Origin of the sequence: Paenibacillus sp. FSL R5-0701 (assembly GCF_037973995.1) — a bacterium.
Lineage (GTDB): Bacteria > Bacillota > Bacilli > Paenibacillales > Paenibacillaceae > Paenibacillus.
This window is the reverse complement of the sequence record NZ_CP150230.1, coordinates 590,282-606,599: the sequence shown is the minus strand read 5'-3', so window position 1 is coordinate 606,599 and position 16,318 is coordinate 590,282. Positions and strand designations below refer to the sequence as shown.

Annotated in this window: 13 protein-coding genes; 3 read left to right on the top strand and 10 right to left on the bottom strand. The window is 47.1% G+C overall.

The window, feature by feature from the left end:
- Positions 1 to 119: 119 nt before the first annotated feature.
- The 7 genes from MKZ13_RS02860 to MKZ13_RS02830 form a co-directional block, all read right to left on the bottom strand.
- A complete protein-coding gene (locus MKZ13_RS02860; RefSeq protein WP_164783412.1) occupies positions 120 to 539 on the bottom strand; it encodes a chemotaxis protein CheW in 420 nt (139 codons plus the stop codon).
- Positions 540 to 1,164: 625 nt separating this feature from the next.
- Complete coding sequence (locus MKZ13_RS02855) at positions 1,165 to 2,112, bottom strand: aminopeptidase (protein ID WP_339181614.1); 948 nt, start codon at positions 2,110 to 2,112, stop codon at positions 1,165 to 1,167.
- A gap of 99 nt (positions 2,113 to 2,211) precedes the next feature.
- Positions 2,212 to 4,203, bottom strand: a complete 1,992-nt coding sequence (locus MKZ13_RS02850) for an alpha/beta fold hydrolase (protein ID WP_339181611.1) — start codon at positions 4,201 to 4,203, stop codon at positions 2,212 to 2,214.
- A gap of 61 nt (positions 4,204 to 4,264) precedes the next feature.
- On the bottom strand, positions 4,265 to 4,831 hold the full coding sequence (locus MKZ13_RS02845) for a TetR/AcrR family transcriptional regulator (protein WP_339185308.1): 567 nt from the start codon (positions 4,829 to 4,831) through the stop codon (positions 4,265 to 4,267).
- Between the two features lie 433 nt (positions 4,832 to 5,264).
- On the bottom strand, positions 5,265 to 6,563 hold the full coding sequence (locus MKZ13_RS02840) for an ABC transporter substrate-binding protein (RefSeq protein ID WP_237177715.1): 1,299 nt from the start codon (positions 6,561 to 6,563) through the stop codon (positions 5,265 to 5,267).
- A gap of 619 nt (positions 6,564 to 7,182) precedes the next feature.
- Complete coding sequence (locus MKZ13_RS02835; protein WP_339181606.1) at positions 7,183 to 8,019, bottom strand: carbohydrate ABC transporter permease; 837 nt, start codon at positions 8,017 to 8,019, stop codon at positions 7,183 to 7,185.
- The gene (locus MKZ13_RS02830) at positions 8,019 to 8,900 is read right to left on the bottom strand and encodes a sugar ABC transporter permease (RefSeq protein ID WP_036607341.1); all 882 of its coding nucleotides are present in this window, start codon (positions 8,898 to 8,900) and stop codon (positions 8,019 to 8,021) included. Before MKZ13_RS02830 ends, MKZ13_RS02835 begins: the two co-directional genes overlap by 1 nt.
- Before the next feature lie 143 nt (positions 8,901 to 9,043).
- On the opposite strand from MKZ13_RS02830, the gene MKZ13_RS02825 reads away from it, so the two are divergent.
- Together MKZ13_RS02825 and MKZ13_RS02820 are read left to right on the top strand one after the other, a co-directional pair.
- A complete protein-coding gene (locus tag MKZ13_RS02825; protein ID WP_339181604.1) occupies positions 9,044 to 10,873 on the top strand; it encodes a sensor histidine kinase in 1,830 nt (609 codons plus the stop codon).
- Positions 10,874 to 10,878: 5 nt separating this feature from the next.
- Positions 10,879 to 12,507 (top strand): response regulator, encoded by a 1,629-nt coding sequence (locus tag MKZ13_RS02820; RefSeq protein WP_339181602.1) that lies wholly within the window; start codon positions 10,879 to 10,881, stop codon positions 12,505 to 12,507.
- Between the two features lie 361 nt (positions 12,508 to 12,868).
- Here MKZ13_RS02820 and MKZ13_RS02815 read toward each other — a convergent pair whose 3' ends face one another.
- Positions 12,869 to 13,837, bottom strand: coding sequence for an arsenic resistance protein (locus MKZ13_RS02815; RefSeq protein ID WP_339185306.1), 969 nt, complete (start codon positions 13,835 to 13,837; stop codon positions 12,869 to 12,871).
- 223 nt (positions 13,838 to 14,060) lie between these two features.
- On the opposite strand from MKZ13_RS02815, the gene MKZ13_RS02810 reads away from it, so the two are divergent.
- Entirely contained in the window at positions 14,061 to 14,819 is a 759-nt protein-coding gene (locus MKZ13_RS02810; protein ID WP_221825712.1) for a tryptophan-rich sensory protein, read from the top strand.
- A gap of 117 nt (positions 14,820 to 14,936) precedes the next feature.
- Here MKZ13_RS02810 and MKZ13_RS02805 read toward each other — a convergent pair whose 3' ends face one another.
- Both MKZ13_RS02805 and MKZ13_RS02800 read right to left on the bottom strand, forming a co-directional pair.
- The gene (locus MKZ13_RS02805; RefSeq protein ID WP_017690870.1) at positions 14,937 to 15,311 is read right to left on the bottom strand and encodes a RidA family protein; all 375 of its coding nucleotides are present in this window, start codon (positions 15,309 to 15,311) and stop codon (positions 14,937 to 14,939) included.
- A gap of 149 nt (positions 15,312 to 15,460) precedes the next feature.
- Positions 15,461 to 16,147 (bottom strand): oxidoreductase, encoded by a 687-nt coding sequence (locus MKZ13_RS02800; RefSeq protein ID WP_221825715.1) that lies wholly within the window; start codon positions 16,145 to 16,147, stop codon positions 15,461 to 15,463.
- Between the last annotated feature and the right edge of the window lie 171 nt (positions 16,148 to 16,318).

The following is a 16,318-nucleotide window of genomic DNA, read 5'->3' as shown; positions in this document are numbered from 1 at the left end:
GTCTCAAAACGCCCTAGAGGCACAAAAAAATGTCCCTTCTCCCGAAAAGCGGATGAGGAACATTTGGGTCAACCGAAGGATAATACTGAATATTGAAAGAATTACGGATTGTTATACTCCTATGATCTGATCAAGCTGCCCAGTAATACATCCAGGTTCAAAATACCTGCACGATGATCTTCACAGAACCCGATTTTGTCAAAAACGCCAAGCATGAAACGGCGGTGTTCCTCAGCGGGTTCCTCGAAACGATCGTAACTTACGACAGAATCGACCATATCTACGATCAGCGGTACAAATCCACCTTTGTAAGGCACCACAATAATACGTGTAGAAGAGGTATCCTCCTGGTCTGGCATGCCTAACAATACACGAAGACTCACCACTGAAACGACCTTACCGTACAGCGAAGCAAAACCTCGGATCTCCGGGCTTCCAAATGGAACTGTTGTCACCTGCACCATTCTGATGATCTCATGAACTTCATCGATTCGTAGTGCAAAGATCTGGTCTCCTACCGAAAAATTAATATATTGCATTCCCTCGTCCATAGTTATCCCCATATCCTCTCATTCCGTATAATCAGACTACTTTCGTCCCATTAGATGTTACTTTGGTGTATCGGTTATTTTTGACCAAATGTTTAGGCTTCAGATCAATTTTGCCAACTTCAACAGACGTTGCATTACGGTTGCTGTCTCCGCTCTGTTCATTTGCCCTGTTGTGGAGGGTGGTGGAAGTTAATCGTTTTAATATTGAGCGTAAGTAACCTGACATAGGATTGAAAAATTATATTCAAAAAAAAGACCAAAGATCAGCTTTATACCGATTTTTGGTCTTTTTTATCCCCATATATTATGGATCTGTTTCTATGTTTTCAAATACTTGGAACAAAAAAACGGAATTTCTGTGGATAACTTATATTTTCGCTCCAAAAGGGCTGTTTTATGGAGTGAAAACATGAGTTATACCTGATTTGTGGATAAGTTGTGCACATATTGCACACATGCTGTGGATATGTTTAGCATTTCATGTGGATATTCATTATTTTAATGTGGACATGTTGTGTATTTGTTTGTAAATCTGACGTAAAATCTGAATTTTCGCCCCAGTTATCCATTACTGTGGACACGTTGTGGACATGCCTGATTTCCTTCACTCTGGTTATTCCACCAGTTCACCCTGACGCATAATCAGCTTATCATCGATATACACATCCGGCTTTTGCACAACTGCATCGATATGCACACCGGCGGCAATCGTTCCACCGAATGTATTATTGCTGCCAAAAGCCACATGAATCGTACCATACACTTTCTCATCTTCCAGCACTACACCCGTGATTCTCGCCTTGTTATTGGTTCCAATTCCGAATTCGCCGAGAAAGCGACCATCCCCCTCGCCAAGTGTTGCCAGTAATTGTGCCCCATCCGGGCCTTCAGCTGAAACTAAACGTCCTCCCTTGACGGTTAATATCATCGGTTCACGAAGTGCACCGATCCCAGCAACGGAGCCATCTACAACAATACGGCCTTCGCCTTTACCCTCAACCGGAGCAATATAGGCTTCTCCAGATGGCAAATTGCCTGATTCACCGGGGTTCAAGTACATGCCTGTGCTCGGTACACCGTTACGATCTTCAATGGAAAAGGACAGACTATGCCCCTGCTTCTCTATTCGTACATGACGACCTGCAGTTAATAGAGCTGTCACCTTCTCGGTTAATGCCTTTACTTGTGAGTATTCAGCCGTAATTGCTCCGTTCACAAACATATCCTCTGTCATGCCAGGCATGGTTGCCACTCGGGTCCCTGATGCAGCGGCTTGTTTGCGTGCTTGGGTATGCGTTAATGAATATCGCGTTACACACACGGCTACATCTGCCCGAATCATGGCATCCGCGATTGGCGCAGGTGGCTCTTCGCCGGATCTGCTGCGTTCCTTCATGATTAATAGGACTGATTCTGCTCCAAGTGCTTTGCCTGCCTCATAGATGGATTCGGCCAAATCCCGTTTCATATCGTCTGCGACAACCACCAGATTCTCTCCGCTACGTAGTCCTAGACACTCGATTAGTACATTTTTACTAATCTCCACACGTTGCTGACTCATACATTCATCTCTCCTGTCTTTGGTTCATCTCTTCACAACTCGACTTGACCCTTTCGACAGTTTACACGGGATTCCTGCATATCCGAACCGAATCTGAACTCATCTAACGTTATCAAACCATTCAGCGAGGATTACAGCTGTTTCCTTATACTGAAACGTCGGAAAGTAATGCCCATAGGGCACATCTATGCGTTTGATCTTCGGGTTCATATCCCGGGGATAGTGATATTCCGGATCTTCCTTGGCCCATACGACCAGCGCATTCTTGGCATAATGCTGACTTTCCATTTTCGCCCACAACGTTGATCTGGCGCCTTTCCTCTGACCCGAGTGGATCCAGCGCAACAAGTCTGCATGCGCTCCTGCAATGCGAGGGGATTGGAGACTGGAACGTATTCTCTTGCCCATGGTATGGGCCATAACACTGCCGTCGCCTACGCCGCTATAGGCACTGAACATTTGAATCCAACTTTTCTCCGATCTGCCACGCAGCAGAGAGCGCATCAGCCCTCTTGGCAAACGCGAAATCCATCTCAGCACATTCGGATTCGAATTGTTAGCCACTGGCTGAAGCAACCCCAACCGAATGTCTGTCCGCCCGCTACGCATATGTGCCGCAGCTGCAATAGCTGCACCGATCGAATGACCCACCAGCTGCACCGGACCTTCAAACTCACCGAGCGCCTGAAGCAATGCAACAACCTGACCTTCAAATGCTTCATCCCCCTGATGTACAGGGGACCGTCCAAATCCAGCGAGATCGATTAACCATACCGGGTTTCCAGTACGTTCCCTAAGCTGTTGTCCCAAAGGTAACATCTCATCCGCAGATTGAAGCAAACCATGTACAATAATCCAAGGCTCTCCCTCACCCTCCCAACCAAGCATAGCCATATTTCCGCTCCGCGACCGAATATAATCTGTCGGAAAACCCTCAGGTAGCGGCGTATAACGAAGACGATAGTCCAGATCGGCTGTAACCAGCGGAAGCTGTTCCCTTATGTCCGGCCAGGATTGCCCCATACGTGTGAACAGAGCCTCCGTCTCTTCAACCGGGAATGACCTGTTGGTAATAAAAGCAACCGACTCCGCTGGAACACCACTGATGCGTGTGCCCCCAGATTTCATGATCCATTGAATCCATGGTAATGGCACAGCCCCTTTGGGCTTGGGTACGTCCAATTGCTGTGCCAGAAGCTGCAACAGTTCCTTCATATTGGGACTGTTTTCCTTCCGCGCCAATAGTGGATAGGTTCCTCCGACTGGAGCGGTTTCCCTCGATAGAAAAACAAGCGTCTGTGCAACAATGTCATTCTCCACAAGCGGTAACCAATAGGATGAACCTCCCGGCACGACCGGCATAAGTCCTTTCTGAATCGCCTGAATGAGCAGGCCAATCCCACCCGTTTGCTCGGTTTCACCGGTGGGACGCGGTCCAACCACTGTACTCGGATTCACAACGGATAAGGGATAGTTATGCTGCTCTGCATGCTCGCGAATATGCAGATCGGCATGAAACTTCATCTCTTCATACGCACTTTCATTGTTATCCACATGCTCAACCTGTAGATAATTCCCCTGTGCATTCCGCTCTCCATAAGGACTCATATAACCAACAACGTGGATAAAGTGTCTTAATCCGTGGTTACAGTGGATTTCCCTTGCAAGCTGTGCCACTTCTCTGGCCCCGTTCATAAATATCTGCTCTGCTACTTTTCGGTCCAAGGTAACGTCCATGGTTCCACCCGCATGCATGATTACATTTGCTTCAAGAGCACGCTCCCGATCCGCTGTAGTCATTCCAAGACCCGAATGGGATAAATCACCCGTAATAAATGTAATTCGGTCGAAATCCTTCACTCCGTAAGCCTTCAGCACCGTTCTGGCTCGCTGTTCCGAACGAACCAACAAGAGCAATTGTGCGTCTCCCTGCGTGAGTTGTTTGACCGTTTCTTTGCCGATAAAACCTGTACTACCTGTCATAAAAATGGTCGTAGCTGCAATATCAGACTTGCTTATTACCTGATTCATATTTGTTGAATTTGCTGCTGCGTTTTCTTCATTGGATACACGGTTAGTATGTATAATCATTCTGTTACGGCTCCTTTTTAGTACTACATAGTACTAGTTATATTCAAAAAAAGAGCTTCGATTAACGAAGTATCTGACAAAACGTACGCGCCGATTGTTCTATAATCCCAACATCACGGGCAGTTCCCGCTAGGATTAGCGAACCTTCCAGTGCTGCAATAAACAACAACGCAGCTGGCCCCGGTTCGATTTCTTTGCGGAATTCACCGCGATCCAAACCTTGCTGAAACAACTTCTCCACCATAGGTCTAAGCTCACGAAAGAATCTGGATATGCTCTCTTTCACTTGGGGTGCACTATCCGGTGTCTGCATATATAACGTAACAAAAGGACAGCTCCCTTCGTAATTTCGGCCCTCAATACCTGCCGACAGTAATGCCATGAATGAGTAGATACGCTCCTCCACTCCTCGCTCACGCTGACTGAGCAGCAGATACAGCTCCGACTCATACTGGGCAATCCAGTATTGTACCACGGCCTGAAGCAGTTCCTCCTTGTTTTTAAAATGATAATAAATATTTGACTTGGATACCCCACTCACTCGCACGACCTCATCCATGCTGACGTAGCTGTACCCCTGACGCAGAAATAATTGTGCCGCCACTTCAACTGCCTTGGTCCGGTTCACCGGATTGGAACTCTTGGATTTGGCAGGTCCTGTGTTCATTTTTGGATTCGTCATATTTAGAACTATACAGTACTAGTCAATTGAAAACAAGTACTTCTGTTAACAAAAGATCCTCTCTGGCTTAAGCTTCTCGTTACTTGTCCACATTTAGGTCATTATACACACAGGATATCCACATATAGTATTAACTCTGTGTTAAATACGTCATGAGATCGTTAAACTGCTTTTGGGTTATCCACATTTCAGGGATATTACCATCTATCATTTTTCCAGTAAGCACTTTTTAGCTCCTCGGAAAAACAAAAACAGGCCAACCAGAATAAAATTTTTGGTTGGCCTGTTTAAATTAACTTATATATCAGATAGACTAACTTTTCTATCCAAAAATTTTGAACAGTTTTCGGTAACCTGTGGATACCGTCCATGATCCAGATTATTTTTTCAGACTATCCCAGTTCTGTTGCAACGCATCGAGCAATCCGGCTTTATCCGATTTGCCTGCAACGTAAGCCTGAATTGTGCTGCCGTACTCTTGTGGAACCCCTTCAGGGAAACGGTTGAAGTTCCAGCTGAGTGTTTTATTTTCCTGGCTATACTTCATGATCTCTGTGGCGAGGTCACCCAGATCCTCTTCGGATGCCGTGATGGAACTGAACGCCGGGATGAATTTGAATTCTTTCGTCATGTATTGTTTCCCGATATCCGAAGTTACGAGCCACTCCAAAAACTCTTTTGCTTCCGGTTTCACTTGAGAGTTCTTGTTCACAACCCAATAGTTCGGCACGCCGACAAACAATTTGTCATTAGGTTCATTGTTAATTGGCATTGGGAGGATACCCAGATTCAGATCCGGATCGATTCCATCGATCTGTACTTGAGTCCAGTTCCCTTGTTGCATCATCGCCGCTTCTCCACTCGCAAACAACGTAACTTGCGTATTGTAGTCGGTTGTCAGTGGGTTTTTGTTGCTATATTTCAACGTTAAGTCGAGCAAGTTGATCCAGTCGGCGAACACTTGGTTGCCAGGAATTTTCTCCGTACTTTCATTGAGTCCTTGGATGAATTTCACCGGATCTGCCTGATTTGCAAATGCGACGTTTACGTTATGATTGCCCAGCACCCACCACTCCTGATATCCGTTCGAGAAAGGCGTAATGCCTGCGGCCTGAAGTTTCTGTGCAGCTTGATCCAATTGTTCCAGTGTCGTTGGAATTTCGGTAATACCTGCTTTTTGGAAGAGGTCTTTGTTATAAATGAAACCATAACCCTCCAGCGCGAGCGGCTGTCCGTAGAGCTTGCCGTCTTTGGTCATTGGCTCTTTGGCTACTTCGAGTGCATCCTTCGCCCATGCTTCTCCAGACAGATCTTCCAGATATTCAAGCCATGTATCCAGCTCACGATAACCACCTACGTTGAAAATGTCCGGTTGTTCGCCAGCGGCAAACTTGGCTTTTAATGCAGCACCGTAGTCACTGCCACCACCTACAGTTTGAATGTCCAGTTTGACGCCTGGATGGGAGGATTCATATTCAGCTTTGAGACGATTGAGCGCTTCCGCAATTTCGACTTTAAATTGGAATATTTTAATGGTTTTATCTCCAGCAGCAGCCTCTCCACCACCTTGAGCATCCGTGTTGACCGGACTGCCACTCTTGTCTCCATTGCCACAACCCGCGAGCATTACCGAAAAAGCAATCAGCATAAGCAACGTCAACTTGGTCATTCTTTTCATACATACACTCTCCCTATAGTAGTTTCAGTATAACAGTTCCACTAATGAATATTTACACTGGCACTCCGATGACAGAATAACCTTCCCTTGAAGCGTGTTTTCATCCTAACGAACCGAGCGCACGTTATTCGCACCTATTTGCACAGGCTCCCATTCTAACGAATCACAGCGATGTTATTTCGTCGATTTGGTCGATTTTCAAGGCTCTGACGCCGTTTTGTACCCGAATAACGTTGCTGAGATTCGTTACAATTTGTATTCCTTGATTATCCACCTATTAAGATGCGGTGGATTCGTTAGCGCTTTGAAAAAGGAGCTTACCATCACTTCACTCTGCAGAAGAAGTTCCTGGCTCTACAAGCGTCTTTCTTGGTCATTTCTCTTTATCAGTCTTTTCTCTTTATTGCTCTTTTCCCCAGGAGTCATGCCCAAGCTATGCGGGCATGACTCCCTTTGCACACCTCCATGCGAGGTGGGAGCAGAGGGATCAGGATGCGATGGAGGAGCGGAGCGTTCGCCTTTGATACTCGGTGGCTTCCTTGCCCCAATCCATTCAGGCCACCGAGGAGCAACAGCGACCGAAAGCGCAACTTGATCCCGGAGCGACCTGCACTCGCACTCACCCTTTAACTGATCCAGCCGTAATCCCCTGAATGATGTATTTCTGCATCAGCAGGAAGAAGATAATAATCGGCATAATACCGAGCACAAGTGCCGGCAAAGCCAGATCCCATTGCTTCGTATATTGACCGAAGAGTGCAAAGGTCGCAATTGGGATCGTACGCAGGTTGGAGCTTTGCAGGATCAGGGATGGAAGCAGATAATCATTCCAAATCCAGAGTGTGTTCAAAATGATGACGGTTACATACATCGGTTTCATGAGTGGAAATACGATCCGGAAGAACACCCCGTAGACAGAGCTTCCATCCACACGAGCCGCTTCCTCAATCTCCAGTGGGACGGATTTCACGAATCCATGGAACAGGAAGACCGACATCGGTGCCCCGAAACCGAGATAACAGATAATGAGGCCGCCAAGGCTGTCGATCAATCCCAGATTACTGGTTACAGTAACGAGTGGAATCATGATAGACTGGAACGGAATCACCATGGCTGCAATGAACATGCCGAACAAAATCCGGTTGAACCGGGTATTGTTGCGAACCATTCGGTACGCGGCCATGGAACTGATCAGCACAAGCAACAGATTGCTGACCACAGTAACGATAAGCGAGTTCATCAGCGCGGACGGGAAGTTAATTTTCTCCCAAGCGTTAGCATAATTGCCCCACTGAAATACTTCCGGCCATGCAGCCGAATTGGTGAGCAGATCACCGAAGGTTTTGACCGAATTCACGAACAGGAAGTAAAACGGAACAAGGAATAAAAGTCCAAGGAGTACCATGACAATCTCGGTTACAATGGTACTGAAGCGGTAATTTTTTGTCGTCTCCATTAGGCTTCTACCTCCTTGCTCTTCGTCAGACGTACCTGAATCATGGTGATGATGGCAACGATTACGAAGAACACGAGCGCTTTGGCGGTTCCGATACCATATCTGTTATTCACAAAGGCTTCATTGTAAATATTAAGTGCAACCGATTCTGTTGATCCGAACGGTCCACCTTTGGTTAGCGACAGATTGAGATCGAACATTTTGAACGACCAAGAGATCGCCAGGAACAGACAGATCGTTACACCCGGCATAATGAGCGGAAGAATGATGCTCCGCAGTACCTGCCAGCGACTTGCGCCATCAATCTCGGCGGCTTCCAGCAGATCAGGGGATACATTTGTCAGAGATGAGATGTAGATGACCATCAGATATCCTGCGGTCTGCCATACAAACACAATCACGATTCCCCAGAAGGCGGTTGGTTCGTCTCCCAGCCAAGGAAGGTTGAAGAAGGACCAGCCGGTTACATCGCCTACTGCTGAAAACCCTTTCACAAATATGAACTGCCAGATAAAGCCGAGCAACAACCCACCGATCACGTTAGGCATAAAAAAGATCGTACGCAGAATGTTTCTCGTCTTAAGCGGTTTGGTCAGGAAATACGCCAGGAAAAAGCCAATCACATTGGTCAGTACTACACCAACCACGGTGAAGCGCACCGTAAACCAAAACGCCGTTTGGAACTTGGGATCATTCGCAAAAACATGCACGAAGTTGTCAAACCCTACCCAATTAATGTTCTCGGATACCCCGTTCCAATCCGTGAAGGAATACACCATGCCAAGCAGGAAAGGGACCACGATGATGAGAATAAAAAACACGATGGAGGGACCCACGAACACAAGCTGCTGTAACAGCTGTGAAGATTTGCGATGCTTCATATCGTTCTCCCCTTCTATAGATGGATGAAATTGGTCTCTTTTTCTATTAAACCCCATTATCGCCGAGGGAAACACCGACCCTTGTGAACAGTTGGGGGTAAAATATTGTCCTCTCTTAACCTGCAACCAGAAGGGGTGTTCCGATGTCCAAATACTACAGTATACGCACCAAATTAATTGCCTTTATGCTCATTGCTACCACCCTTCCGCTGCTCGCATCGATCAGCATGACGTTTATCCAGACCAAGACAGCCCTGCGTGAACAAGCTGTTGAAGAGAACAAACGTCTGATCTACCAAGCGTCCACCAATCTCAATAACTATGTGGATAACGTGGCCCGAGCGTCGCTCGCTGTGTATAACGACCCGAACTTTCTGCGTAACTTGGCAAAGATTCCTGGTGATTATCGTGCGGTTGCCGAGGTGTACACCACTTTGCAGACGATCCGCGCGGCTGTGCCGGATGTATTCCAGCTGTATTTGCACTCTTTTGCCGCCAATCAATCCACCTTAATTACCAATCCCTTTCCGAAGCGGGAGGAACGCAAACAGGCCTATTCCGGCTCGCTTCATGGAAAAACAAGTGGTGACAGCCCGGATATCTGGGTGGAATCGGCACATATGAGTCACACGTACGGATTCAAGGCTGCTTCCCCCGATGATCCTGAAAGAACGGTCATTACCCTGCATCGGGTGATCAAGGATATTCCGTCCACTGAGCGTCTGGGTGTACTCGCCATTGATCTGAATATGAATACCATTGCAGCAATCTGTGGCAGGCTGTATGATCCGGCTAAGGAACAGATCTATGTTGTGGATGGTCAGAATCAGATCATTTACCAGGGGCGTTCCGAGGTCAATCATACGGATGCACTACGAGAGGAAACGGCTAGTGAACTGAATATCGCACGATCTGGCGAAGGTACAGCCCAGAATGTCGCAGGGCATTTTGAACAGGATCGTTCCATGTATGTATACCAGCAACTTGGCAGCACGTACGCTGACTGGACCATCGTCAAACAGATTCCGAATGAGACGTTATATGCCAGAGCCACCACACTTACGTGGAATAACGCAATGATTGCCATTGCAGCACTTGTATTGGTCATTGTCGCAACCTTATTCATCTCCATCCGAATCACCGGTCCGCTCAAGCAACTTATGCGATATATGAACCAGATTCAAGCCGGGCGTCTGCATGTGGATATCCATCTATCCAGCCGAGATGAATTCGGGGTGCTCGCTCGTCATTTCCGAGATATGATGGATACGGTAAATAATCTTATTTTGCGGGAATATCGACTCGAAATCGCCAATAAAACAAATCAGCTTAAAGCGTTGCAAGCGCAGATTCATCCGCATTTTCTATATAACACACTGCAATCCATAGGTACACTTGCCCTTCAACAGCAAGGACAACGGGCGTATACACTACTCTCTAGCCTGTCCAAAATGCTGCGCTACAGCATGCGGGATCAGACCTGCGTGACTTTACGCGAAGAGGCGGAGCATGCCCGGTTATATCTGGAACTGCAGCAGGAGCGGTTTGGTGACCGCCTTGAGGTGGATTTGGATTTTGCCGAAGATACCCTGTCTGTCGAAATGCCAAGAATGACGTTACAACCTTTAATTGAGAACTATTTCAAACATGGAGCAGATATTCAGCCTGGCAAAGGTCACATATCCCTATCCAGCCGCCGGATCAATGATCATTGGATTGAAATAGAACTGAATAATAACGGCCCCTCCATACCAGAAGATAAATTACTGGAGATCCGCGGATGGCTGCATCAAAGTCATACAACAACCGGGTTATCCACACAAGAATCCAACGAGTCTGAATCCATCGGTCTACGAAATGTAATACGCCGACTTCAATTGAACTCACACCCCGGTCATTCAGCCAGGCTTGAGATCAACAATCAGGAACCCAATGGTGTGAAGATCACGGTTAAACTATACGCGGGAGAGTGAACAACATGAAGGCACTGCTTGTAGATGATGAAAAACATGTCCGCGACGCCATAAGGTTGCTTGGTCATTGGGAAGAGTTTGGCATTGATACTTTACTTGAAGCAGCAGACGGGGATGAAGCCATCGCCGCCATCACGGCACATCAACCTCAAATCATACTCAGTGACATGCGTATGCCGGGAAAGGACGGTATGGCATTGCTTGAATGGATATCGGCTCATACCCCACACAGCAAGGTACTGGTCATTAGTGGATATGATGATTTTGAACTCGTGAGGCATGCCATCAGACATGGTGGTATGGACTACCTCCTGAAACCTGTGGAAGCAGATGAGCTGAATGCATCTCTATTAAAGGCCGTTACAGCTTGGGAAGAGGAGGACGCCATTCGGATACAATCCACCAGGCAATCCATTGTCGTTAATCGAATGCGCCCCCACTACCAGGATCGACTGCTCACCGAACTTGTCGTCGGAAGAGGCAGCAGCCCTTCACACATGCAGCGATTGCAGGATGAGTTAAATCTCCCCTGTCTAATCCCTGTCTGTAGTGTCGCTGTCACCAGCCTGTCCCACCTGGATGCAGATTGTCTGGCAAAATACCGCAGTCAACCGGACCTGCTTGTGTTCTCCGTGCTCAATATCGGTGCCGAGATGTTATCCACACCAGACGAAGGCGTAATGTTTCGTCAGTTGGATCAACCGGACGAGATTGTTCTGCTGCATTGGGGTCCATCCACTTCATTGGAACATATTCTGGACAAGGTCAATCATGGATTGGAACAGACGATTCAGCGCCGGCTTCATTTTGGCATCTCCACCTGTGAGTCTTATCCTGGCGGAATCTCAGCGGCCTATCTGGAAGCAAGTTCAAGGCTGTGGCGACGTAATGCTGTGCAAATTAAACAGCGAATCCATGCCTCAATGGAATCATCAAATGGGAATAAAATCAGGCGTTTAACCGCCCATGAAGAACCCCTGCGTATGGCAGCCATGAGCTGCCGGGCTTCCAGTGTATCTGCTGCGGCCGCCGAGTGGCTTGACCCGATTACTGATCTTGAGGTTGTCAGTGCTGAGCAGATCCAGCAATGGATCGACGAGCTGGAATGGATGCTGAGCCGCTGGCTTGATGATACGGCAGGTTCGTCATTCCAAGAGGAAGAAGTGACGGAGGAACAGTCTATTCCCTTTGCCGAGTTACCTTTGGACGCTGAAGGACTGTTATCCTTCCCCCTGCTTCGTTCATTGTTGGAACAACGACTGCTTGCGGCCGGTAAGGCGCTCACCGCTCATCACCACGCCAATCCTGATCCCATGAGTGAGATTGCACGTTATATGGACGCCCATTATCAGGAGGACCTGTCCTTGCAGCAGATTGCCGCGCGTTTCTATCTGAGCCGGGAGTATATCTCCCGCAAATTCAAACAGCAATTTGGTCTGAACTGGTCGGAATATCTGGGCAAACTGCGGATCAACAACGCCAAGCTTTTACTGCAAAATCCTTCCCTGCGTGTCGCCAAAATCTCGGAGATGGTTGGATTTCAGGATGAAAAGTATTTCAGCAAAGTGTTTAAAAAGATGGAGGGCATCACGCCAGCGGAATATCGTAAAACATTATTGGAGGCTGGTACGTAACGAGTACCTGATCCGAATTAAAAAGAGTACTCCCGGCATGGCCCATCGGAAGTACTCTTTTTGATTTTACTTTTACAGAAAATAGCCTATATCATGACGACTTGTTGGCTCTTTCTTTTCTAAGATAGGATACGATCCGAGAGATTGTACCTATTAAAATTACACCCATAAATCCATAAGCCATATTATTTCCTGTCTTATGAGCTACTACGGGGAAATAGATGAGGCTGAACAGTAATAGGACAATATCCAGGTAGAACATAATCTTTCGATAAATAGGGATTCTCACCTTCCCCTTTTATTTACCAAAAATGGTTTTATTAATCATGTTAGATCATAACATAGATACACCCTAGTACGCTCACCGATCCCGCAAAATCACCGCAGGTACAAGTCGAATGTAGATTAGCTCCCCTGCAAGCTCCACCAGAGTCTGTGTAACAATAACAGCCGCTGCAATGGTTGCCCATTCTGGTGGGAGTGCCAGCGCTAGCGGCAGAACAACCAGCGAATTCCGTGTGGCTGAACTGAAAATCAACGCCCGCCCGGCGGCTGGATTCAATCGAAACCCCTTAGCAATGATCCGAGATATCCAAGGCATAATGATCAGAAAAGAAACGTAGATCGGAATCACGTTCACGATAATCGCCATATCATTGTAGACTTTGCCAATCTGGGAAGCGACAACCACGATCAGCGCAAGTGCCATCATCGGAACCGGGAGCCATGCCGTCCCATTCATGACCCGCTCCCCGCTCACCTTACCTCTGGAGAAAACTTGTGTAACAACAGCGAGCAGCAGTGGAATAACGATCAGGAACAGAAAAGCCTCTACAAACGGCCCTACCTGCATGATCTGCGCCACCTCAGTACCCATCAATAGCCATAAATAAAACGGCAACAGGATCATTTGTATAACGAATAAAAGTGGTGTTGCGGCGAGCATCAGCTTCTCATTGCCCCTGCCGAGTTGTGTGAACACAATGACGTAATCAATACAGGGCGTTAACAGTACCAGATAGACTCCGATCAGAACGCCTGGTGATTGCGGAAAGACAAGTGTGAGCAACCATACAACTACAGGTACTACGATAAAATTAGCCACCAGTAGCGCCCCCATAAATCGAAGATTCGACCAGGACTCTTTTAACTGTAAAAAGGGAATCTGTACAAACATGCTGTATAACAGAACGGCAAGAACTGGGGACACGGTGTAGTGTAAAACATTCCCCCATACCGGATTACTCAGCCCTATCGCTGCTCCTAAAAACAATGCAACTACATAGAACCCGGTTTGCTGTCGCTCCATCGTTTCTCTTGTGAGCATTATCTTCCTCCTCTTCTGGTGGGACATCGTGGGCATGGACATATTTCCGCTTCGTTTCGCGTACATTGGGACAGAGTACCGTTCCAACGTAGTGGCAGAGCACAAGGATCTGAAAGATCCCACTTGTGAATTTTTTGCGGCTGTTATTAGAATGTGCAAGAACTGGGTATATTCATTGTAGACTGACCCGTGGTTCATTCATTCGTTAAACCAAGGAGGAAACACAATGTCACGTAACAATCCGTACAAGTGGTTAAACGCCATTGGTTTTATCGCAGTAATTATCGTGAATTACCTCTCCAACGCTCTTCCAATCGGGGGCAAGACCAATAAAGAAGTATCGGATATGTATCCTGTGCTGCTCACACCTTCTGGCTATGCATTCGCTATATGGGGTTTGATCTACTTGCTGTTGGCAGGGTTTGTGATCTATCAGTTCGTGCCCGCTTCCTGGAAAAGGGACTCGATTACCCGTCTCGGGTACTGGTTCCTGGCAAGTTGTGCCTTCAACGTAGCATGGATTTTTGCTTTTCAAAACTTGCAAACTGGTCTCGCTTTACTGATTATTGTACTGCTTCTATTGTCCTTGATCATGCTGTATGTAAAAACACGTACTATTACCGTGCCAACCACTGCTGAGATCTGGCTTGTGAAGCTGCCATTCAGCATCTATCTTGGATGGGTTAGCGTGGCAACAATTGTCAATGCAGCTGTTCTGTTATATAAAATTGGCTGGGATGGTTTTGGTCTCAGCGAACCGACCTGGACGATCATCATGCTGATTGTGGGTATGGTGCTGGCTGTACTCGTTAGCTTCCGTTATCGCGATAGCATATACCCACTTGTATTCACATGGGCGTATATCGCCATTGCACTTAAACAAAAGGATGTCACTTCCGTATATTATACGGCAATCATCATTGCGATCGTACTAGCGATCTATGCGGTATGGTTGTTCTTCGCCCGTAATCAGGATCGTGATTGAGCGACTTCCATCATATATAACGCTTAAATGTAACGTAAAAACGTAACGCAAACAGCCGATTCTGGTCTTCGACCTGAAATCGGCTGTTTATGTATAAAAAGAACGAATAAGGTTGTCCTATTTCAGGGCAATAACTTCAATCTCCACCAGTGCATCTTTTGGCAAACGAGCAACTTCCACTGCACTGCGTGCAGGGTACGGCTGTTCAAAGAACGTGCTATACACTTCATTCACAGGAACGAAGTCGTTCATGTCTTTCAGGAACACCGTCGTTTTCACGATTTTATCCATACTTGTACCTGCTGCTTCAAGAATAGCCTTCACATTGCTCAAAGACAGACGTGTCTGCTCCTGTACATCTGCGCCGAATTCTCCCGTTTGAGGATTCAGACCAAGCTGTCCGGAAGTGTAGATGAAATCGCCTGCATCAACGGCTTGACTGTATGGACCAATGGCGCCTGGCGCCTGATCGGTAGAGATTGGTTTTTTCATGGGACGAGTTCTCCTTTGTGTTCGTTATCCTGCTGCCGCATGGAGTCAGGGTTCGAACTCATTTTTGTTGCCTATTATACCACGATCTACCTCAAGCGAGAAACGCTCCTGCCTTTACAGATGAAGCAAACAGCTCGTTCAAAGGTTTCTTAACCTCCGTCCGCGCCAAGGACATGAATGACTTCATTCGCATACACATGGTTTCCCTTGGCTTGCACCAGTGCAATATTTGTCATGGCCTGTGCAATGGTTGCGGCGTGGACCGCCCGGTATTTGTCCGCTCTGCCTTTCATCCAGCGATCCAGAAACTTCATGGCATGGGCAGCCATCTGCTCACCGAACCGCTTCTCGTTTCGATCTCCCAGAATTAAGGAAGGGCGGAAGATATGCAATGACGGTAAACCGATATCGGATAACGCATCCTCCATTTCCCCTTTGGTCCGACTGTAAAAGACTCTGGAACCTGCACTCGCTCCCATGGAGGAGATCACCAGCATCTGTGATACACCATGTCGCTTCGCAATCGTAGCTGCACGAACCGGGTAATGATAATCCACCTGACGGAAACTGTCCTGACTGCCTGCTTTTTTGATCGTTGTCCCCAAACAACAGTACAGGTCATCGATTCCATCGAATAAGTGGTCTTGGCTCTCCAGCTGTTCCCAGTCCACCACATGCTGTTCCAGTTTGGGATGTTGCAGCTCAAGCGGACGTCTAACCAGAACGCGAACCATGCTGTATGCCGAGTGTTCCAGCAGATGATGAACCAGTAATTCGCCTACAAGCCCCGTGGCTCCAATCACCATGGCTTTCCGTTCGAGACGATTCAAATGCATCCCTCCACTTCGCCATCTTTTTTTGAAGTCATACCAGATATATATGATCAACCTAATCATTTACACGATAACGGAGAGGACAGAAATAACCTGAAGAAGCGAAGCGTTCGCCTTTATCCCCGGATTTTCCCTTTTCTAAAAGGAATCAAAAAAATCTGGGGATAACAGCGA

What these genes read in the sequence shown, in the direction of transcription:
- MKZ13_RS02820 (WP_339181602.1), top strand. Translation starts at nt 10,879, where the DNA reads ATGAAGGCACTGCTTGTAGATGATGAAAAACATGTCCGCGACGCCATA.
- MKZ13_RS02860 (WP_164783412.1), bottom strand. Translation starts at nt 539, where the DNA reads ATGCAATATATTAATTTTTCGGTAGGAGACCAGATCTTTGCACTACGA.
- MKZ13_RS02850 (WP_339181611.1), bottom strand. Translation starts at nt 4,203, where the DNA reads ATGATTATACATACTAACCGTGTATCCAATGAAGAAAACGCAGCAGCA.
- MKZ13_RS02840 (WP_237177715.1), bottom strand. Translation starts at nt 6,563, where the DNA reads ATGAAAAGAATGACCAAGTTGACGTTGCTTATGCTGATTGCTTTTTCG.
- MKZ13_RS02810 (WP_221825712.1), top strand. Translation starts at nt 14,061, where the DNA reads ATGTCACGTAACAATCCGTACAAGTGGTTAAACGCCATTGGTTTTATC.
- MKZ13_RS02855 (WP_339181614.1), bottom strand. Translation starts at nt 2,112, where the DNA reads ATGAGTCAGCAACGTGTGGAGATTAGTAAAAATGTACTAATCGAGTGT.
- MKZ13_RS02830 (WP_036607341.1), bottom strand. Translation starts at nt 8,900, where the DNA reads ATGAAGCATCGCAAATCTTCACAGCTGTTACAGCAGCTTGTGTTCGTG.
- MKZ13_RS02805 (WP_017690870.1), bottom strand. Translation starts at nt 15,311, where the DNA reads ATGAAAAAACCAATCTCTACCGATCAGGCGCCAGGCGCCATTGGTCCA.
- MKZ13_RS02825 (WP_339181604.1), top strand. Translation starts at nt 9,044, where the DNA reads ATGTCCAAATACTACAGTATACGCACCAAATTAATTGCCTTTATGCTC.
- MKZ13_RS02835 (WP_339181606.1), bottom strand. Translation starts at nt 8,019, where the DNA reads ATGGAGACGACAAAAAATTACCGCTTCAGTACCATTGTAACCGAGATT.
- MKZ13_RS02800 (WP_221825715.1), bottom strand. Translation starts at nt 16,147, where the DNA reads ATGCATTTGAATCGTCTCGAACGGAAAGCCATGGTGATTGGAGCCACG.